This is a genomic window from Azospirillum sp. OGB3, from assembly GCF_014192915.1.
In the GTDB taxonomy this organism is placed as follows: domain Bacteria; phylum Pseudomonadota; class Alphaproteobacteria; order Azospirillales; family Azospirillaceae; genus Azospirillum.
In genome coordinates this window covers 1-17,092 of sequence record NZ_JACHYN010000026.1, presented here as the reverse complement: position 1 = coordinate 17,092, position 17,092 = coordinate 1, and the positions used below count along the sequence as shown (strand labels likewise).

The 17,092-nt window shown below is 62.7% G+C and carries 24 protein-coding genes; 16 read left to right on the top strand and 8 right to left on the bottom strand.

What is annotated here, in order from left to right:
* The first annotated feature begins 70 nt into the window (after window positions 1-70).
* The 8 genes from FHW79_RS29600 to FHW79_RS29570 all read left to right on the top strand — a co-directional run bounded on the left by FHW79_RS29600 (window position 71) and on the right by FHW79_RS29570 (window position 5,193).
* Window positions 71-766, top strand: coding sequence for a hypothetical protein (locus FHW79_RS29600; protein ID WP_183182253.1), 696 nt, complete (start codon window positions 71-73; stop codon window positions 764-766).
* 98 nt (window positions 767-864) lie between these two features.
* The gene (locus tag FHW79_RS29595; RefSeq protein WP_183182252.1) at window positions 865-1,173 is read left to right on the top strand and encodes a hypothetical protein; all 309 of its coding nucleotides are present in this window, start codon (window positions 865-867) and stop codon (window positions 1,171-1,173) included.
* Window positions 1,174-1,298: 125 nt separating this feature from the next.
* On the top strand, window positions 1,299-1,793 hold the full coding sequence (locus FHW79_RS29590; protein WP_149651003.1) for a hypothetical protein: 495 nt from the start codon (window positions 1,299-1,301) through the stop codon (window positions 1,791-1,793).
* Between the two features lie 357 nt (window positions 1,794-2,150).
* Complete coding sequence (locus tag FHW79_RS33425; RefSeq protein ID WP_282184047.1) at window positions 2,151-2,279, top strand: hypothetical protein; 129 nt, start codon at window positions 2,151-2,153, stop codon at window positions 2,277-2,279.
* A gap of 107 nt (window positions 2,280-2,386) precedes the next feature.
* Entirely contained in the window at window positions 2,387-2,782 is a 396-nt protein-coding gene (locus FHW79_RS29585) for a hypothetical protein (protein WP_183182251.1), read from the top strand.
* 371 nt (window positions 2,783-3,153) lie between these two features.
* Window positions 3,154-3,456 carry a hypothetical protein gene (locus FHW79_RS29580; RefSeq protein WP_183182250.1) on the top strand — a complete coding sequence of 101 codons (303 nt, stop codon included), beginning with the start codon at window positions 3,154-3,156 and terminating at the stop codon, window positions 3,454-3,456.
* 78 nt (window positions 3,457-3,534) lie between these two features.
* Complete coding sequence (locus tag FHW79_RS29575) at window positions 3,535-4,902, top strand: toprim domain-containing protein (RefSeq protein WP_183182249.1); 1,368 nt, start codon at window positions 3,535-3,537, stop codon at window positions 4,900-4,902.
* Window positions 4,903-4,914: 12 nt separating this feature from the next.
* Window positions 4,915-5,193 (top strand): hypothetical protein, encoded by a 279-nt coding sequence (locus FHW79_RS29570; RefSeq protein WP_183182248.1) that lies wholly within the window; start codon window positions 4,915-4,917, stop codon window positions 5,191-5,193.
* 135 nt (window positions 5,194-5,328) lie between these two features.
* On the opposite strand, the gene FHW79_RS29565 is transcribed toward FHW79_RS29570, so the two are convergent.
* Window positions 5,329-6,360 carry a M48 family metalloprotease gene (locus FHW79_RS29565; RefSeq protein ID WP_183182247.1) on the bottom strand — a complete coding sequence of 344 codons (1,032 nt, stop codon included), beginning with the start codon at window positions 6,358-6,360 and terminating at the stop codon, window positions 5,329-5,331.
* Between the two features lie 172 nt (window positions 6,361-6,532).
* Between FHW79_RS29565 and FHW79_RS29560 the strand changes: the two genes are divergently transcribed.
* The 3 genes from FHW79_RS29560 (at window position 6,533) to FHW79_RS29550 (ending at window position 8,213) form a co-directional block, all read left to right on the top strand.
* On the top strand, window positions 6,533-7,129 hold the full coding sequence (locus tag FHW79_RS29560) for a hypothetical protein (RefSeq protein WP_183182246.1): 597 nt from the start codon (window positions 6,533-6,535) through the stop codon (window positions 7,127-7,129).
* Between the two features lie 119 nt (window positions 7,130-7,248).
* Complete coding sequence (locus FHW79_RS29555) at window positions 7,249-7,932, top strand: hypothetical protein (RefSeq protein ID WP_183182245.1); 684 nt, start codon at window positions 7,249-7,251, stop codon at window positions 7,930-7,932.
* 14 nt (window positions 7,933-7,946) lie between these two features.
* On the top strand, window positions 7,947-8,213 hold the full coding sequence (locus FHW79_RS29550; RefSeq protein WP_183182244.1) for a hypothetical protein: 267 nt from the start codon (window positions 7,947-7,949) through the stop codon (window positions 8,211-8,213).
* Window positions 8,214-8,272: 59 nt separating this feature from the next.
* Here FHW79_RS29550 and FHW79_RS29545 read toward each other — a convergent pair whose 3' ends face one another.
* Complete coding sequence (locus FHW79_RS29545; RefSeq protein WP_183182243.1) at window positions 8,273-8,800, bottom strand: hypothetical protein; 528 nt, start codon at window positions 8,798-8,800, stop codon at window positions 8,273-8,275.
* 5 nt (window positions 8,801-8,805) lie between these two features.
* On the bottom strand, window positions 8,806-9,771 hold the full coding sequence (locus tag FHW79_RS33600; protein ID WP_183182242.1) for a DsbA family protein: 966 nt from the start codon (window positions 9,769-9,771) through the stop codon (window positions 8,806-8,808).
* 158 nt (window positions 9,772-9,929) lie between these two features.
* Here FHW79_RS33600 and FHW79_RS29535 point away from each other — a divergent pair, with 158 nt between their 5' ends.
* Complete coding sequence (locus tag FHW79_RS29535) at window positions 9,930-10,496, top strand: hypothetical protein (RefSeq protein ID WP_183182241.1); 567 nt, start codon at window positions 9,930-9,932, stop codon at window positions 10,494-10,496.
* A gap of 106 nt (window positions 10,497-10,602) precedes the next feature.
* Window positions 10,603-12,198 carry a hypothetical protein gene (locus FHW79_RS29530; protein ID WP_183182240.1) on the top strand — a complete coding sequence of 532 codons (1,596 nt, stop codon included), beginning with the start codon at window positions 10,603-10,605 and terminating at the stop codon, window positions 12,196-12,198.
* Between the two features lie 245 nt (window positions 12,199-12,443).
* Here FHW79_RS29530 and FHW79_RS29525 read toward each other — a convergent pair whose 3' ends face one another.
* From FHW79_RS29525 to FHW79_RS29505, 5 genes are all read right to left on the bottom strand, one after another.
* The gene (locus FHW79_RS29525) at window positions 12,444-13,403 is read right to left on the bottom strand and encodes a DUF5131 family protein (RefSeq protein WP_183182239.1); all 960 of its coding nucleotides are present in this window, start codon (window positions 13,401-13,403) and stop codon (window positions 12,444-12,446) included.
* A 98-nt stretch (window positions 13,404-13,501) separates the two neighbouring features.
* Complete coding sequence (locus tag FHW79_RS29520; RefSeq protein WP_183182238.1) at window positions 13,502-13,699, bottom strand: hypothetical protein; 198 nt, start codon at window positions 13,697-13,699, stop codon at window positions 13,502-13,504.
* 310 nt (window positions 13,700-14,009) lie between these two features.
* Complete coding sequence (locus FHW79_RS29515) at window positions 14,010-14,240, bottom strand: hypothetical protein (RefSeq protein WP_183182237.1); 231 nt, start codon at window positions 14,238-14,240, stop codon at window positions 14,010-14,012.
* A 36-nt stretch (window positions 14,241-14,276) separates the two neighbouring features.
* Window positions 14,277-14,747, bottom strand: a complete 471-nt coding sequence (locus FHW79_RS29510; RefSeq protein ID WP_183182236.1) for a helix-turn-helix transcriptional regulator — start codon at window positions 14,745-14,747, stop codon at window positions 14,277-14,279.
* 26 nt (window positions 14,748-14,773) lie between these two features.
* Window positions 14,774-15,112, bottom strand: coding sequence for a hypothetical protein (locus tag FHW79_RS29505; protein ID WP_183182235.1), 339 nt, complete (start codon window positions 15,110-15,112; stop codon window positions 14,774-14,776).
* Window positions 15,113-15,235: 123 nt separating this feature from the next.
* Here FHW79_RS29505 and FHW79_RS29500 point away from each other — a divergent pair, with 123 nt between their 5' ends.
* The 3 genes from FHW79_RS29500 to FHW79_RS29490 all read left to right on the top strand — a co-directional run bounded on the left by FHW79_RS29500 (window position 15,236) and on the right by FHW79_RS29490 (window position 16,819).
* Window positions 15,236-15,526 (top strand): helix-turn-helix domain-containing protein, encoded by a 291-nt coding sequence (locus FHW79_RS29500; protein WP_149651021.1) that lies wholly within the window; start codon window positions 15,236-15,238, stop codon window positions 15,524-15,526.
* A 41-nt stretch (window positions 15,527-15,567) separates the two neighbouring features.
* The gene (locus tag FHW79_RS29495) at window positions 15,568-16,059 is read left to right on the top strand and encodes a hypothetical protein (RefSeq protein WP_183182234.1); all 492 of its coding nucleotides are present in this window, start codon (window positions 15,568-15,570) and stop codon (window positions 16,057-16,059) included.
* A gap of 187 nt (window positions 16,060-16,246) precedes the next feature.
* Window positions 16,247-16,819: a hypothetical protein gene (locus FHW79_RS29490; RefSeq protein ID WP_183182233.1), complete on the top strand. Its 573-nt coding sequence runs from the start codon at window positions 16,247-16,249 to the stop codon at window positions 16,817-16,819.
* Window positions 16,820-17,092 lie beyond the last annotated feature (273 nt).

The window sequence follows — 17,092 nt, the reverse complement described above, 5'->3', positions numbered from 1 at the left end:
GAGGGGGAGCACCGCTCCCCCTCGGGGGGCGATCTCCCCCTTCTCTTTCCCCAAGAACGAGAGGTGCATCATGGAGATCATCGAGAAGATGCTGCTCTCCGCTGTGGCCTTTGCCGGGATCGTTGTCTTGCGACTCTTCTTCAAGGAGTTTCGCGACCACAAAGACCCGACGACAGCTATGGAGGAGGTCCTCCGCCGGCTGTTCCGGCGGCGGAACAAGGGTGTGGTCCTGCGGCCGCCGATCGAACCAACTTTGGATCGGCGGAGCAAACGGGGCCGGCTGGTCACTGTGTTTGCGGAAGCGGCATTCGACGCTGCCCACAAGCTCGGTGCCTGGTCGGTCTACGCGCGGGATGGTTCCAAGAAAGTCCAAAAGCGGGGCGTCTGGGACAAGCACATCCACACGCGTGACCACGCCTCGGTCGAAGCCCTGTCCAGGGGCATCCATCTCGCGGTGGAGGAGTTTGGACTGACGCGCGGTGACATGATCGTGGCGCAGTCCGCAAGCGAGCACGCGGTCGATGTCCTGGCTGGACACAAGACCCTGCGCGACAACCGCAAGGATGAGGCCGCCGCGTTGGAGGACGTGAAGACGATGTTGGTCGTGAAGGGGGTTATCCTGGCTGCCAAGCACGTCCACGACCCCGGCGGCGATATCACCAAGCGGGACCGTGCCAGCACGTTGGCCGAACACCACGCGCAGCGTGCTCTCACCGCCTTCCTCGTCGAACTCGAGGCTGGCCAGAGCAACGTCAAGCGGGCCTGAGCACGGGGTAGACCCGAGCAAGGCCTGACAACCTGACCCTGAGGGGAGCCATCCCCACAGGGGCGGCTTCCCTCTTCGATCCCAGGAGGATGGAAGCTATGAAGATCACGACCCAGGCCGTGATTCCGGATGAACAACTCGCGACGCCTGCTCTTCCTCACTTGGCTCCGGTGGACCTGACCGGCCCGGTGGACGAGGTATGGACGCTGCGCGAGACTGACGTCTTGAAAATGGGTTTCCAGGAGTACGTGGAAGCCGTGGATGTGGCGATGCTGGAGCGCTGGCTGATCGACACGTTCGACGCCCAAGTCGATCCGGACGCCTTGTCCGACGCCCTTGACCAAGGGGTTGCTCCATCGGAGTTCGCGCTTCGCTGGGGCGCCAACAATGGGCTCATCGCTCATTGAAACAGGGCCGGCGCTTCGGCGCCGGCCCCTCGATCAACCCAATCCCGAGCGGGGAATCCTCTCCCCGCCGGGGGAGGGCGTCTCCCTACGCAAACAGGTGCATTATGGAGAGACGAACGAAACGAGTGACCGTCATTGCCGACGCAAGCTTCGATGGGAAGCGGCTGCGGGCAGGCTGGGCGGTGTGGATACGGTCGGGACGGAGGGTCTTCCGCTACAGCGGTCATGGACCCGCCGGCGATTCCTGCGAGGCTGAGCTAACGGCACTGAGCAATGGCGTTATCGCTGCTGTTCATGACCTGAGGCTCGGTCACGGGGATATCGTAACGGTTCAGTCGGACAACCAGCACGCTCTCGGCGTGCTCGGTGGTTCGCAGCGGCTCCGCGAGGACCGCGCCGCCGATCAGGAGATACACGGTGAGGTCATGGATCTGGTCCGCAAGAGCGGCATCAAGCTCCGGACCGCATTCGTAAGGGGCCACCAAGGGGACGTTGACGTTCGCGCAGCGATCCAGGGGTGGTGTGATGCGACTGCACGCGCCGCATTGTCGATGGCGGCGGTCGAGGATCTGCTTTTCCAGCGGGATCAGTCCTGCATGGTCATGCCGATCCTTGCGTGAACGTGAAGGGGGAATGCTATGTGGCATTCCCCCTTTTTCATTTCAGCTTCCGGCGATATGGGCGTGCGCCACGCGCCACTGCGTCGAAAGATGACGATCTCCCGTGTTTTTTGCCTCTATCGCTCTGCCTTGGTCCTGGCTATTATGAGTTCACTTATCGCTGCCTGCTTGATGCGGTTGCGTGAGTTCCAGCATGGTCTGGCGAGCTAGTTGGGCTCGATAAACAAGCAGCACTCAAGCCGCCGCTTAACGGTTGGCATTCGCGCCGGGCCTTATGGCTTCGGCACAATCCCCACAGGGAGCGCTGCCTCCCGCAGGGGTCGGCTGCTTTCCTCCGCCTTCGGCAGAGAGGTCTTCATGCGCAATGTGATCCTACTGGTCGCCCTCGCGGCGACGCTTGCGGGCTGCACTCCGGCCATCGTCTTCATGACGCCAGCCGTGCCGCCCACCGTCAAAGGCATGCCCAACATGCCTTCCAAGCCGTAAGCTGCCAGGGGCCAGTAGTCACCACGACCACCCTCCCGGGGAGAGTTCTCCGGACATGGGCTTTTCTCCCCCTGGCTTTCTCATCGAAACCAGTTTTGGAGAGTCCCATGAAAAAGTGGTCTTATGTAATCGTGGATGATCAGGAAAATCCTTTATCCCTTACGGAAGTGCTGACCAGCGAGGCCCTGCGCCTTTCCTTGATCCGGCGTTTCGAAAAAGGAAACGCGGTGTCCAGCCGTGCCGTCACTCACTTTGATGTGAGCGACTACCCGGGAGCTGCTCTGCGCAACGTTGAGTGCTTCCATCTGTGTGTCCGCGTTATGGGCCACGATGGCGCGATTCAGACGGCTATGAGCCTGCTGAACATTCTCAGCACCCTGCACGAAACCTCCATCAAGGATCCGGCGAGTGCGCTCGCCACGCTCCGCGAAGGAGACATCAAGACGATCCTGGCCGTCTCGGACGCCCGGCTTCGGTCGACGATCACCGCCGCCGCCGCCTGACAACCATTCCGCCGCCCCGAGGGGAGTTCAACTCCCTCCCGGGAGAGAAGTCCCTTCCGTCTGATGAGGACACGTATGGAACCTGTCACGACGCAAGTCCGCGGCCTGGCGAGCGGAACACTTGCTCATCTGTCCGGCCAGTCACGGCATGAACAGATCAACACAATCCGCACCGCCTTCATCCGCTTCGTGGATGAAACCGAGCTGCAGGCGCCCGGTACCCTGAAGGGGTGGCCGGCTGCCTGGGCCGCTTTCACAAGCAGCACGGCCTATCCTCTTCACTAGGCGTGACTGACCCAATCCGACCCAACCGGGGAGACTGACCCCCGGCGGGGCGCAGGTCTCTCCGGCTCACCGCAAGGAGAGACACCATGCTGACCAACGAGCGTGTGCCGCCTCCGGCGTCGCCCGCCCTGCTGCTCGACACCACCTGGACCGATCAGGATCTGCTGGCGCTCTGCGAGACGATCCTGGTGGAAACGATGATGTCGGCCGTCGATGGTCGCAGTTGCGATCGCACTCGGGCTGAAGCCTGGAAGTGGATCGACAGCGACGACGAGCAGCCTTTCGGCTTTCGCATCTGCGCGACGGCTCTGGGCGCCGACCCGGATGAACTCCGGTCAATGTTCCGTCAACAAGCGACCAGGCTCGGCCTGATCGCCTCCCACAACTGAATGAAACCCCGGTGGGGACGCCCTGCGCCCCATCCAGGGGAGAGGCGCGTCCTTGCCGAATGTCGTAGAGGAACAATCATGAGCACGCTGAAAGCTGATGACGTCAGGAAGGCTGCGCAAAAGCACGGCTGGATGGACATTCACGCGCGACTGATCGGAAACCGGCTGGACGGTCGAATTTTTCAGAAAGCGCCGGGAAAGGGGCGGTCCACCTGCCCAATCCATGGCACCAGTCAAAAGAACGGTAGAGGTGACGGTTTTCGGTTTTTCAGGGACGCCGACACCTCGGGCGGTGGTGTGTGCAACACCTGCGGCAAGTTCGCGGATGGCTTTCGGCTGCTCATGGAGGTCGAAGGCTGGACGTTCCCGGAGGCTTTGGAAGAGGTTGCCAGGATCGTCGGCATCGACGTCGAAAGCGGTCGGGTCCGCAAGGACGCACCGCCCCCGCGCGTCCGGCCAAAGGTCGAGGCCAAACCACCGAACGACACCTTCATCCGCAACCTGCTCCGGCGGGCGTGGGCGGAGGCCGTTCCGGTGACCGATCCGCTGGCGGCGCCCCTGATGCGCTACCTGATGCGACGCAAGCTTTCCATCGAGCCCATCGCCGAACTGCAGAACTTCCGCTTCCACCCGTCGCTCGACTACATCGACGACGACGGCGTGGTGGTTGGCCAGTTCCCGGCCTTGCTGATGGGTGTGTCGGACGCCCTTGGGCGGCCCGCCACCATTCACCGGACGTATCTCACCGAGAATGGCGAGAAAGCTCCAGTGGATGAGCCGAAGAAAGTGTTTCCGCTGCCCAACGACCGTTCTCTGGTCATGCCGGTCGAGCATCCGCGCTTTGGCGGCATGATGGTGGACGGTGGAGCCTTCATCCGCATGGGTGAGCCGCAGAACGGAGTGCTGGGTGTTGCCGAGGGCTTTGAAACGGCTCTGGCGGTGCATCTGGCAACGGGTATGACGGTGTGGCCGTGCGTCTGCGCTGACCTGATGGAGCGGTTCATCCCGCCCGAAGGGGTCGAGCAGGTTGTGATCTGGGGCGACCTGGATCGTAGCGGCCGCGGGCGTGAGGCCGCGCAGCGGCTGAAGGCGAATGCATGGGACATGGGCCGGAAGGCCCTCGTCTTCATGCCATCGCTGTCCATCCCCGACGATGAGAAAGGGGTGGATTGGCATGATGTCTGGGTCATGCACGGTCAAGCTGGTTTCCCTCGGTTCCGCAAGGAACACAAGGAACAGCAGGCGGTCATGCCGATGGCCGTCGGCGACGTGGGGCTGCGGTACGCAGGGCAGGGAGAGGAGAACCTCGAACCGGCTTGCGTGCAAACTCCGTGTCCGACGGTGGAGAACGAGGGCGTTCGCGGCCTCGTTGCGGAACGGTCCATGCGAGCGCCGGCCTCGCGGCCCAGCTTCCTGGATCGGCTTCGCAGCTTTGTCAAATTTTGATGGAGCTGCGACATGATCCTGGACCTGAACGTGATCCAGACCGAGCCGGGGGCAGGGGAGGCTCATCCCTTCGCCCCGCCGGCCGGCTTCGGTGGCTCTTCCGAGGATTATCTGAAGCTGATGCGTCGGAGGTACAAGGAGGAGTTCCATCCGTTTGGACAGAGAATGGTGACGGCGGCGCGGTTTGCCGCAGCGCACAGCCAGAGGTTCACCGGTCCGTTCGCCAGGGAGGCGCAACGGGTAATCGATGGCCTGAAAGCGAACCTCGACAAAGGGGGACGCGGGGCATGAGTGACCGGAGGAGGGTGGGCTTTGGCCCACCCCCTCCGGCACCAGCCTCGACGGGCTCGCAAGCCGGCTGGTCTCGTACCGTCCGCCTCGCCGGCACGTCGGGGAAGCGGGCGCTGGCGCCTGTCGCGCACCAGCTCAGCGATAACGGCCGCTAATGAGAGCGGATACGCGATCCTGGATGGGGGGATGTGTGGCGAACAGCTTCCCGGCCAAGCCCGCGAACAAGATCGTGTCCTTGATTCCGAATCCGCTCAGGGCAGGGGCATGCAGGGGGTTGGTCACGATGCGCTTGCCTGGACCGTCTCCGGCAATCTTAGAAAGCGCCGTGGCCATGGTCTGCGACGAGGTTAGCGCGGCGCCGACCGCATCGGCATGGTATTCGCGCCAACGGTCGAGCTGGGCAATCAAAGCCCGGGAGGTTAGGAGGACGAGGCGCGCGACCTGGGGCAAAAGCAAGGCCACGCCGCACGGCACGGCGAGATCGTAATTACCCTCCCAGACGGCGTAGAGGAAACCAGCGGTCACCAGCATCAGCAGGGCATTGGAAGCGCTCAAGACCCCATGGGCGAACGCCAACGGAGCGATCAAGAACGTCGCGATGCTGTCATGGACCGCTAGAGCCAAGGTCTTGATGACAGTATCCCCGTGAGCTACGTGCCCGACTTCATGTCCGATCACCGCGGCGAGCTCCGCGGTCGACAGCCGGTTGATCGTCCCGGCGTTGACCGCGATGAGATAGCTGCCCCGACGTCCCACCGCGAAAGCATTGATCTCGTCGCTGGGAACGATGGCAACCTTAGGCGCAGCCCGCAGGCCTGCGCGCTCGGCGACGGCCTTGACCATGGCGTAGAGGGTGGACTCTTCCGGTGTTACGAATTTGCCGCGCTTCACCATGCGTGGGGTGATCACTCGGGCCCCGAGCTCCTTGGCGGCTTGCTGCGGAGCCAAGAAGAAGCACCAAAGAAACCGCTGGCACCAGCCGATGAAGGGAAGGCCGATAAGCCCGAACACCAGCGCGGGCGCAAGTTGGTCTGTGCCTCGCTCTACGAGGAGCGTAAAGCTCTTGACGGTCAGCAGTGCAAAGGGTCCCGCCGCCGCTGTGGTGAGCCCGAGGAGGGCTACGGCGGTTGCGGCGGATCGAATGCGACCGGGAATCCGGATCGTCATGGTTTCTTCCGTAGTTGGCTGCCGCGAGTTGGCGGTCTTGCCGGCTATGCTAGACGCTGGGGTGGAACGGCCGCGCCAGAGAAAGGCGTCGTAATTCAGCGTCTTTCAGCGGCGCGAAGCGCGGCGACGACCCAGTACGATGCAGGTCGATCGACGACGGGAGATGATCTGCATGAAGAGAACCGCGGCCGTCCTGGGGCTGGGGGCAGCGCTCGTTGCTACAGGCGCTTTCGCCTACACCCGACACAATGAGATGGAGCGTCTCCGGTCGGAACTGGGGAGAGTTCAGCACCATGTAGAGGTGCTTGAGGAGAAGGCTGTCCCGATCCTCATGGCTGCCCACCGAAATGCAGCCTACGCTTACCTGGCCGCGAACCGGGCAACTTTCGCCGCGATGAAGGGCGAAGGGGTCTTCATCGGTCTGGATGCGCTCAAGGCCACCGGCCTGGTGGCTCCAGCCATGGATGGCAAGGTGGCGGGCCGAAGCATCTGCTTATGGCTGACCCGCACGCACGAAAATCAATGGGCGCTGGTCACCTTCACCAATGAACCCAGCCTTCCGTTCTCCGAGGAGCAGATTGAGGACATCGCTAAGCACCTCGGCGCCAATACCACTGCTTTGAGGAATGCGAATTGGAAGCTGAGGGTGAATGAGCAGACCGAAATCGACATGAACAAGCCCCTCTCGAATGACTGCCGTGCGCTTCCGGCGCAGCCGATCAACGTCATCCTCCTCGATCTTCGTCACGCTGATTTGCGCCTGCAATAGAAGCAGATCCTCAGAAGACCTGCTCCCAGACATCCAGGTCACAGCTCGCGCCGAGTGCGACCCAAAATGGAAACGGCTGAAGAGTTCGTCACCGGGGCACTTAAACGGAAGCATGCACCATGTCCATACTGCCTGAAATCGTTATCATTTCTCTAATTGCCCTCTTGGCAACTGCTGGTTTTGCAATCTTCGTGTTGACCGCCCGCCTGAAGAGTATCCGACGTTGGCATGATTCCTATGTCCGGGAAGCGTGGAATGAGGTGAGAAGCCGGGACGCGCGAATCGAAACCATACGGGCTATGCGTTGGGTTTACCGGGACATCTGGGATCATCTGACCGACCATCTGCCGATGTCAGAAGACCGCGCCAATCTTGCTTGGACGCTTGGGACGAGCGTGGTCCATATCGAGCCGCTTGGGGCCGGGCCGCGCACTCCCCTGACTCATCTCGAATGGCGGCACCTGCACGACGCAGAAATCAGCCAGCTCGTTGCACGGGTCAATGATCCAGTGCTGACTGCCCTATGGGCGGAACAGAGTTTTTGGTCAGTGCACGAAATGCTGCGGGTGCTCTTATTCCAATGCTGGGACCCAGCGTATGACGGTCACAAGGGCTGGGGCGGAACATCCACAAAATATGGCCTGCCATGTCCTCATCGTGAGGTCCCGGTCGGCACTCCTTCGGGCTCAAACGGGAATGGCACTAACCTCCCTGAGCAGCCGCCGGCCACCAGCTCGGCTCTGGTCAACGATCCCCTGGAGCCCACGGGGAATTGTCAACCGATCGGTCATCTCGGAACCTGAAGGCGGAGATCTCCATGGGAAGCTTGATCCTGCGGACCTTCCTGTTCGCGTTTTTCCTCCAAGTGGTGCGGTCGCCGATTGTGATGATGGTCATCGGCATTGGCGTCGGCATGTATTTCGAGCACACACGCCCCGGCACCACCGCCGTTGCTGTGCATTGGGCGAGCGGCCAAGTGGGCGGCGCGCTTGACGCAGTGAACCCATTGGCGGGGTGGTTCGGTGTTAGCCAGGAACCCACTCCTTCGTCGGCGTGGGACACCGGAGTTTACACGCTGCGCTGAAACGCGAGCGGCCGGGGATGTCTCCACCGGCCGCTCGGTTCTCGCTTGGCTGATTGCCGCTACGGGCGCCCCATCGCCTTGTCATAGCGTGCTTGGTCCTCCGGGACTGCCGGGTAGTACCGTTTCCGGCAAAGGTCGATCACCTCTTTGACCGGCATCGGTTCGCAGACGCAGGCCGGTGGGTCATTGGTCGCGGCCATGTACGCCAGGTAAGACGCCAGCTTTCCCACGACCTTGTTGTTGTAGAACTCGGGAGGCAACGCCTCCTGGACGATCTGGCCGGCGATCGGAGCGAAGTAGGGGTTCGCGGCGAACGGTGTGTTGGTCACCTCTTCGTAAAAGAGGCATTCCTGCGAGCGATACCGCGCCTTCACTTCGGCGGTCAGCGGCATCATCGCCACGGTGAACTCTGTGGAACTGACGCTGCTGGCGAGCACCCGCAGGATGATGGTCATGTCGCGCTTGGCGACGGCCACCTCCTGGGTGGCCGCCTCAATGCTCTTCCAGGGGTTCTGCGAGGTCGACGCTGCCGCGGAACCCGCCGCTGCCAGCAGGATGCCGGCGGCGAGCGTGCGGAAGAACATCATCCGCGTCATCCCTTCTTGCCCCGCGCCTGCTCGATCACCTTCTGCAACTCGGCGGCCGGGACCGCGCCGGGGAAGGTTCGGCTTCCTCCGTCGATGTAGAAGAACGGCGTTCCGCCGATGCGCAGGCTCTGGCCGAGGTTGAAGTCGTTCGTGACCAGCGACGCGACGTCCGCGGATGCCATATCCTTCCTCAGTTTTGCCACGTCGAGATTGAGCCGCGCGGCGAGATCGAGGATCGCGTTCTCGTCGATTTGCGGCAGCTTGTAGAGCCCCTTGTGGAACTCGACGTACTTGCCCTGGCCGTCAGCGGCACGGGCTGCCTGAGCTGCGAGCCGAGACGTCGGCGAGAGAATGGGCAGATCCCGGTAGACGACCTGGAGGTCGGGATTCTTGGCGATCAGATCCTCGACAACGGGCTGCATCTCCTTGCAGTAGCGGCAGTTGTAGTCGGCGAACATGACGAGCCGGACCTTGGCGGCTTCGTCGGGGGCGCCGGCCTTCACGGCGTCCTTCACGAACAGCTCATCGCGCCGCGCCGCAAAGTCGGCGGGTTTGGGCATCGATGCCTGTTGCTGCTCGGACAGGTGCTTGTTCACGCTGTCGTAGATGTAACCTGCGTTCGCCTGGACCCACTGACGAAACAGGGGGTCGAGTAGTTTCGCGTCGATCGCGGCTTCCGGCAGGAGGGGCATGTCACCGCCAATCTTGGGCGGTGCTTGACCGGCGGACACCTCGGGAACTCGAAGATACTCACCGGGGCGCAGTGTGCCGCGGGCCTGGGAGTCGCCCTGAGCCGCTCTCTCGGCCAACAGCCGCTCATTCTCAACGGTGAGCTTCGTATTCCGCTCAGTGAGCCCCTCGATGCGGCTCAAGAGGGCATTGATGATGCTGTCCGTATTGTCCGCCGCATACGCAGGAGCGGCGACGGAGACTGCCAGGAGCAAGGGCAAGGTCAGGAGGGAGCGCTTCACAGTTCATCTCCGGGATAATCGTGCGTCCGGGAGACTAGCGCCATCGAGCAATTCAGCGCGCTGCCGAAAGACAACGAAAACCGACGTCTTTCTCTGTAGAGAAACGGCTTTTGAAGCTGCTAGGCGATAAATTTGGAATTGCCCTGGGGATTCACGACATGAAACGCTCGCTTGCGGTCGCAGCCGTTGCCCTGCTCGCTACCCCTGACGCCGCGAGGGCCGCAAGCTTACCTCCGTTGGATGTTTCTCTTGTGAGTCTGTGCGACGAACAGACCGGTGATGATATTCGGGATCTGGCATCCGATGCCTCAGCGTCCCTCGTTGTTGAAGTGACTCTGTTCGACGGGGCCAACCGGGTGATTGAGCAGGTGCCGTTCATCACGAAGGCAAACACGGTGGTGTCCGCGCATTCCGTTCGGAAGCGGACGTTCACGCTGGCCGCGAAGGACGGCGTGTTTCCGGGGTCTGTTTGCACTGGGCATGTCACGGCAGTCCGGGTGACCCCGCACGATGGCGAAGATGCCCTGGTCGAGCTGGTGGTTGAGGCCTCCGCACTGCGGCGGGCGGACGTGATGGCGGATCAACGAAAACTAACCAAGGCGCCGGAGCCGGATCATGTCCGCATCGAAGAGAAGCTGCGCATGCAAAATGGCAAACGCTTGGAACTGAAGGTCGGAAATGGGCCAGTGCGACGGGTGGCCATCGTTTTCGGCTACACTCGCTGACGACTCCCTGCATTTCTGCACACGGTGGGTCGCTTTGCCAAGTCGTCTGCTCTCCCGCTTGTCCTCCAAGCTCGGTGCCGACCGGCCCCGGCCAGCCGAGCGGTCCATGATGGTTCGCACGGCAGAGCCCTTCCGGATTGCTCGTCCGTCCCCGGTGGAGGAGGCGATTTTCCTACTGTCCGACCAGGACAGCCGGACGGTGAAGCGGGTCGTCCGTGACATAGAAATGCAGCGAGTTCTTGCGTGGGAAGCGGACACGCTGATCACCACGAACCTGGACACGATGCTGGGAGCGCTGCGACCTCTGCTCCAAGAGGATCGGCTTCCGCGCCTTGACACGCTGTCTCGTCTGGCCTTTGCCCCAGTGGAAAAGCTGTTCGATGGCTCCGACGATGTGCGTGCGTGGTCGGTGCCGAGGCCCTGGCTTAGGGCTATCTGGGTCCTAGCCCGACGCCGAGAACCTTCCCGGCTGGATGGGCTTGCCAACCTCTACGCGAAGTTGGTGGTCAACGCAGAAGGCTCACCGGATACCGACGCCGTCGCGCAAATCGCCGTTCAGTCACAGCGTGTCCTTGCTGACGTACTGGGCGACATGGCCGCTGATCCTGAGTTCCTGGCCAGCCATGCCGACGTTATGGGGTGGGCTACAGCGATCGGGTACGAGGATCCAGCCGCACATCTGGCCGATCTGCTCACTCGTCTACACAGCGCCTATGTGGCCCACAGAACGGTTGGCGACGCGATGGGCGATACGCTCATTCATCTCCGCAACGCGATGCGGCGGCGTTACTGGCGCGAGGCACCGGAGCTTGATTCGGCGCTGTTCGAGATCGGTCAGGCGGTGTCTGCCCTGAAGCGCGACATGCCGGCTGGTCCTCTTTCGCGCTCCCCCGCTGCCGCCTACTTCGTCCTGCTTGGGCGCTCGTGTCCTCAGCCTTGGTCGCTGCTCGATGTCGTCCGTCGTCGAACGCGCATCGAACTTTGTGCGGAGAAGCCCATCGACAGCTGTGCCTCGGCCGACATGGTGGCGCTTGTCGATGATCTTGTTGGCGATGCGGAAACCCGCGCCGCCCGCATCATTCGCTTGCTTCATGTCGCTCGGACGGGTGGCGGTGATTGCACGACCGCCCTTTTCGCCGCTGCGGAGGCAGCGGTGGGCCTATCCAAGCGCGTTCGGGGCATCGAAGGTTCTGGCTTTCTTGACCCAAGAGGTGTCATCCAGCGGCGCATGAATGCCGTCCGTGACAGGGTGGCTCCTCAGGTGAGAAGCGTGGTCCTGCCTTGGTTGGGCACCTTGGCGAAGTCGCCGCTGATGTGCGAAGGCGACCTGTCGGGCCTAACCTCCGCGGTTCACGCCTCCGCAGCGCTGCGCGCGTTTGTCGACGAAATGGATGGGCTGCAATGTCGGGCCGCCGCGCGACGCGTGATCAACATAATCCTGGACACGACGCGCTCTGAAATTGAGGCCACTGCCGCAGCGGTACGAAGGGGCGGCATGTCGAGCAGTTCGCGTGGGGATGCGGCGTTGGTCGTGGCTGAGACCTTGGCGCCTGAAACTGGCTCTGAACTGCGAAAACGGCTGCTGGCGGCGAAACGCGCCAGTGACCGGCTGCTGCGGAACATCCCCTCGGCATCCGAGCTTGAAGGTAAGCACCGGTGCCCCATGGCCAGTCCGCTACGAAGCCACCATTCGCGTTATTGAAATCGGTCGGCAGCAGCTCGTTGGCAGCTAACCAAGGTTTGCGGGCAGCTGGGTAATACCCGATGTCGGGTAAGGGGCAGGCCGACGATAGTGGATCGCTGTTGGGCAGTATCTGGATGATCAGGTGTCTTCCCTCGTGGCACTGAAACGGTCCAAGGGGACGCGCACGCTGTGGCCGGGACGGGGAGAAATGATTTTCTCAGACACTGGGCGATCCTGTCGAATAGGCCAGGGATTGATCGGAGTCAGGCGGCTCTACTCGGAGGTGCGCGGTGGGCGGCGGCACGTGTCAGCAGATGTCGATGGCGTGACCAGGGAGTCCAATCGTATTGCTGACCGTTCCAATCCCGGCCGGCACGCTCCTTCGTCCCGCGGTGAACGCCGGCCACGTCAAACACGCCCCATTGCTTGAAGTGCGTCCGCTGCGGGTAGGCTTCGAGGATCTCCGCGACGTGCACGGGATTGGGCACCCAGGCCAAGTCGTCTGTATTGGAGGCGCCGCCCACAATGATGCAGCAGGCCGGTGAAAGGTCCACCGTGGCCAGCGACCCGGCGATCGGCTCGACCGACACCCACATCCTTCCGGTGTCGCCCCACAACTCGGCGAGTTGGTCGAGGCGGAAGCCGTGCGCGGCGTGCTCGACGGTGACGCCCGGCCAGACATGCGGCGGAAGCGTGTTCCGCCAGCTCGCCGGCGCGAGCTTGCGAGCCAAGTGCGGCCGATGGCTGAGCAACAGCCAATCCAAGTTGGTGCATTCCTCGACGACAGTGGTGAACTCAGAGCGCCAACTCGGATCCACCTCGGCATCCAACCAGTCCGCCAAGGAGAATGCGAACACGGCGAACCGCAGCCCGGTTTCGCGCGCCATGCGGTCGAGGCGCCGCGCACGCGCCTTCCAACCGGAGAACTGGTGCCGCGGCTGCCCGGCGCCCCATCGCGCCCAGCCCTTCCTCTCTGAAAAAGTCCTGGCGTAGCAGATCACACAGCCGCTGCGGCCCCCCGAGGACGCGGGGACCTCCGTGCAACCGTTCCAAGCGTTGATTGTGAAGCTGCTCCAAGAAATTCCGGTCAGCAGACTGGCCAGTGATCTCGGGATCAGGTTCAGCGAGATGGGCCGCCGCTCCGGGCAGCACGAGACCGTCCCCGCCGGCGGCGGGCCGATATGGCAGCACGCAGTGCAGATGACGGCATCGGTAGTTTCCATGTCTCAAGCCTCGCAAGCTTTGATGGATGGTTCAGGCGCCGCGATGTTGATAGATCAGACTTGGCGCTCTGGCCGCTCGTCAGGTGGATGCAGACGGCTTAGCGATGGCCGTCGACCTCATCGTCGTACGCCTCGCCCAGGTCAGCAAGGTGGGCGCGGTAGCCTTCGTCCCAGGCGCGGCCACAGTCGCCAGCGTCGCGACCACCATAGGGGTTGGAGCGCTGACCATCGCCGCGTTTGGCGGCCATCCGGCCCTCGGCACGGCACTGGATCAGGACAAAATTCGTCGCGGACATAGACGGCTCCATGCGGGTGACGGGAGGATTGGTGGTCAGGCCGGCGGGCATCCGCGGCGGATGATATCCCACCGTGCATCGGCGTAATTCCCCGACCATCCCGTGCGGCGGCGGTCAGGTGCGCCCGAGTTCGTAGCCGGGGTGAGGGTGATCCATGGGGTACCTTTGGTGTCCTCAATGAGGAATCTGGAGCCGGCCGGGTGTTGACCGGCTACCATCCGCACGAAATCGCCGGGGCGAAGTTCAGAAGTGGCGAAACTGTTGGTGGGCATGGTCAAGCGTTCGCTGAGCGGAGGGCTGGGTTCAGGGTTCAATTGTAGAGGTCGGGAGAGCGGCCCAGTCGGATCTCGACATCCCGTGAACGCGCAGCGAGGTTAGCGGGCGCGCAGCGCGAGACGTCGGCCAGCAATCGGTGCAGATCGGCGATCACATCGGCGTCGTCAGCCTCTTTCTCCTTTACGCGCCGCTTCCACCACCTGACCACCTCGCGCAGGTCCTCCAGGGCGCTGCGCACCCGCTCCAGCCGCGCGATGGCGTTCACCTCATCAATCTCTCGTCTGCCACGGATGCCAGAGGCCTATTGCTCGTTTTGGCTGGAATCCCCGAGGGTCTTCGTCATCTGAAACAACTGCTTGCGCACCGAGGGATCGTTGATGCGGTAGTAGGCGCGCACCAGTTCCAGCGTCTCACGTTTCGCCATCGGGTCCGGTTCGCAGGTGACCGACCTTTCCTCGAAGCCTCCGCCACCTGCCTCGTCGTCGTCAACCGCAGCCGCCGCGGCTTCTGCCGGCATGTCGTCGAAGAAGAAGGATACCGGCACGTCCAGGACCTGAGAAAGTTTGAACAGACGCGATGCACCGATGCGGTTGGCGCCGCGCTCGTATTTCTGCACCTGTTGGAAGGTCAAGCCAATGGCGTCTCCGAGCTTTTCCTGGCTCATTCCCAGGAGGGTTCGACGCAACCGGACACGGGAACCGACGTGTGCGTCGATCGGGTTCGGCTTGTCCGACTTGGTGCGGCCGGCGGAGCGGCGGGAAACGTCGCGCATACTGAAACCTCTTAATGTTGGATGTGTCAGACAGTGGGGGAGTTGAGGGTGTTGTTCCGCCCGGTCTTGGCGTCGGTACGAATCACAGCGTCCAGGGCCAGGGCGGCAATTCCAAGCAACTGCTCGCGGTAATCCGGCAAGGGCTGGCCGGCGCAGTCGATCAGGCATTCCACAGCGCGTGACAGCTCGCGGTAGCGGCCGATTTCCGGATAGACCGGATCAGGCTCCGGCCGGGTCGCGAGCGCGCGACGACGGTGCAGGATCTCACTCGACAGGCGCATGAGCTGCTGTGTGACCTCCTCCGGCTCGTCCGCCGGATAGTGGGTCGCCTCGACGTCATAATCGAGTTCGGCGGGCTCGGTCATTGAGCGTTTCTCGTCGTCAAGCTAGCGAATCATTGTGCGGCAATACCGCTTTCTTATCGCTTGTAGCGTGCATCACATATGATAGATTGTCAATCGCATTTGACATTCTGTGGGCGGAAGTCGATGGAAAAACTTGAAGGGGCTTGGGAGCCCGTGCATACCCCGATCATGTTGACCGGGAACCAGATACGGGCAGCGCGCCAACTCGCTGGCATGCGGCGTCAGGATCAGCTTGGCAAAGCAGCGAAGCTGGGCGTGGCGACTATCCAGCGCGCTGAAAAGGCCGGTGACGAAATCCCTTCGATCGCGGCAAACAATATGGCCGACATCGTTCGAGCGCTTGAGGTAGCAGGCATCGTGTTCGAGCTTTCCGGAGGATCGCTTGCTGGCGGAGTGACTTTCCGGAAGCGGTGAGTTGCTGTAATGCTTTAAACATCGCGCGCCGATAGGGAACCATGATGCCGCTGATGATCGCCGCCGGTGCGCAAGGGGTGCTTGCCCCCAACCAGTTAATCGCCCTTGACATCATTGCGAAGGCCCACGGTGACGCCGTGCCGATGGAGCGGCTCCATCCAAGCCGTCGAACCAGCCGCTTCGATGGCATGATCGTCGCCCGGGAAGACAGCACGCACTGGCTGGTCGACGACCCTGGCTTCCCGCTCGACGGCGTTTGGCTCCGCCGGATCAAGGTCACGCACCGCAATGTCCGGCGCGGGCTTCTGCGCCGAAATGTCCGCGAATCATACTGGATCTTCGCCGGCGAGAGTTGGGCAGCAACTGGGGACCCCGCAGTGGTGGCTGACGGACGGGGCGGGTTCGCCTTGAACGGCTTCGGGTCGTTTCGCTGGGTCGATCCCATGCAGGCGCTGCAGTGCGTCGTTGGTTGCTCCGCGGCCACTCCGACGGCTGCGAACCAGGCAGCTGGAAATGGTTCGTGCCGGCGATGACCAGCGGCAGGGTTACCGCTCCGGCCGGTCGGCCGCCGCGGTGGAACTGACCAAGCGCCCGGCGCAGGCTGAAGGTCTTGGGCGCCGATAGGGCTGGCCAGCCGCAAATTTGTGACGTTTGGCAGGCGCGCGCGAGGTAAAATCCGCCAGCAGAGCGGCATCAATGCGAGGACCGAGGAGCACAGGCATGGCCCACCCCTCGAAGGTTTCGGCGGAGCAGTCCGCCGCGTTCCGTGAGATCGCGCGTGAACTGGTGCAGACCGATCGTTGGAATCGTAAGAACGGGAAAAACCAGGATTTTGCCGGTGCCATCCGCCGAGCTCTGGAGAAGGCCTACTTGCTTGGGCGCCAGGACAGCTTGGATGGATCACCGCACCCGGTGCCGGAGCCGAACGCGAACGCCCCAAATGCCCCCATGAACTGGCTGCTGATCCCGCCGCGCCCGCGTGAAGCTTTCGCCTGCATCTGCCGCTGGTCACTTGGGGGAGAAGTGCGCTTCCCCGACGAACCGTGGCCGTTTTTGGAGAAGCGCGACGCGCTGCATCGCAATCCCTACTGGGTCGTGTTCACTGTAGATACGGGGAAGAACATCAAGCCGCTGTTCCCCGACGGACAGTACTATGGCGACCGAACCATCCAGCCACTTTTGAAGCTCGGGCTCCTCGCTGAGATCGACGACGCGAAGACGCCTTCGCTGATGCTCACTGGCAAGGGTGCCGCAACCTGGTGGCAGAAGGTGGCTGAAAGCGGAGATTTCTAACTCGGATTCTTTATACAAGGAGGGCGTACGCCCAGTCTCCGCGGCGTCGGCAAGATGGCGTAGGGTAACCGCCGGACGGCTTGACGGCGTCCATATCTGGACTATATGGTTCAAATATGGACAAGGAGGAAGCGCCGCCATGCCTGCTCGTACCCACCGCATCACCGCATCAAGCCCCGGAAGGCTTCCGCTCCTCCAGCCTGACCGGTTCGCCCCGACCAAACGCCGACAACTCAGCGGACCGGCCCTGCGGACCTTTCTGAGCATTGCCGA

What these genes read in the sequence shown, in the direction of transcription:
- FHW79_RS29600 (WP_183182253.1), top strand. Translation starts at nt 71, where the DNA reads ATGGAGATCATCGAGAAGATGCTGCTCTCCGCTGTGGCCTTTGCCGGG.
- FHW79_RS29595 (WP_183182252.1), top strand. Translation starts at nt 865, where the DNA reads ATGAAGATCACGACCCAGGCCGTGATTCCGGATGAACAACTCGCGACG.
- FHW79_RS33425 (WP_282184047.1), top strand. Translation starts at nt 2,151, where the DNA reads ATGCGCAATGTGATCCTACTGGTCGCCCTCGCGGCGACGCTTGCGGGC.
- FHW79_RS29585 (WP_183182251.1), top strand. Translation starts at nt 2,387, where the DNA reads ATGAAAAAGTGGTCTTATGTAATCGTGGATGATCAGGAAAATCCTTTA.
- FHW79_RS29580 (WP_183182250.1), top strand. Translation starts at nt 3,154, where the DNA reads ATGCTGACCAACGAGCGTGTGCCGCCTCCGGCGTCGCCCGCCCTGCTG.
- FHW79_RS29575 (WP_183182249.1), top strand. Translation starts at nt 3,535, where the DNA reads ATGAGCACGCTGAAAGCTGATGACGTCAGGAAGGCTGCGCAAAAGCAC.
- FHW79_RS29570 (WP_183182248.1), top strand. Translation starts at nt 4,915, where the DNA reads ATGATCCTGGACCTGAACGTGATCCAGACCGAGCCGGGGGCAGGGGAG.
- FHW79_RS29565 (WP_183182247.1), bottom strand. Translation starts at nt 6,360, where the DNA reads ATGACGATCCGGATTCCCGGTCGCATTCGATCCGCCGCAACCGCCGTA.
- FHW79_RS29560 (WP_183182246.1), top strand. Translation starts at nt 6,533, where the DNA reads ATGAAGAGAACCGCGGCCGTCCTGGGGCTGGGGGCAGCGCTCGTTGCT.
- FHW79_RS29555 (WP_183182245.1), top strand. Translation starts at nt 7,249, where the DNA reads ATGTCCATACTGCCTGAAATCGTTATCATTTCTCTAATTGCCCTCTTG.
- FHW79_RS29550 (WP_183182244.1), top strand. Translation starts at nt 7,947, where the DNA reads ATGGGAAGCTTGATCCTGCGGACCTTCCTGTTCGCGTTTTTCCTCCAA.
- FHW79_RS29545 (WP_183182243.1), bottom strand. Translation starts at nt 8,800, where the DNA reads ATGATGTTCTTCCGCACGCTCGCCGCCGGCATCCTGCTGGCAGCGGCG.
- FHW79_RS29535 (WP_183182241.1), top strand. Translation starts at nt 9,930, where the DNA reads ATGAAACGCTCGCTTGCGGTCGCAGCCGTTGCCCTGCTCGCTACCCCT.
- FHW79_RS29530 (WP_183182240.1), top strand. Translation starts at nt 10,603, where the DNA reads ATGATGGTTCGCACGGCAGAGCCCTTCCGGATTGCTCGTCCGTCCCCG.
- FHW79_RS29525 (WP_183182239.1), bottom strand. Translation starts at nt 13,403, where the DNA reads ATGGAAACTACCGATGCCGTCATCTGCACTGCGTGCTGCCATATCGGC.
- FHW79_RS29520 (WP_183182238.1), bottom strand. Translation starts at nt 13,699, where the DNA reads ATGTCCGCGACGAATTTTGTCCTGATCCAGTGCCGTGCCGAGGGCCGG.
- FHW79_RS29510 (WP_183182236.1), bottom strand. Translation starts at nt 14,747, where the DNA reads ATGCGCGACGTTTCCCGCCGCTCCGCCGGCCGCACCAAGTCGGACAAG.
- FHW79_RS29505 (WP_183182235.1), bottom strand. Translation starts at nt 15,112, where the DNA reads ATGACCGAGCCCGCCGAACTCGATTATGACGTCGAGGCGACCCACTAT.
- FHW79_RS29500 (WP_149651021.1), top strand. Translation starts at nt 15,236, where the DNA reads ATGGAAAAACTTGAAGGGGCTTGGGAGCCCGTGCATACCCCGATCATG.
- FHW79_RS29495 (WP_183182234.1), top strand. Translation starts at nt 15,568, where the DNA reads ATGATGCCGCTGATGATCGCCGCCGGTGCGCAAGGGGTGCTTGCCCCC.
- FHW79_RS29490 (WP_183182233.1), top strand. Translation starts at nt 16,247, where the DNA reads ATGGCCCACCCCTCGAAGGTTTCGGCGGAGCAGTCCGCCGCGTTCCGT.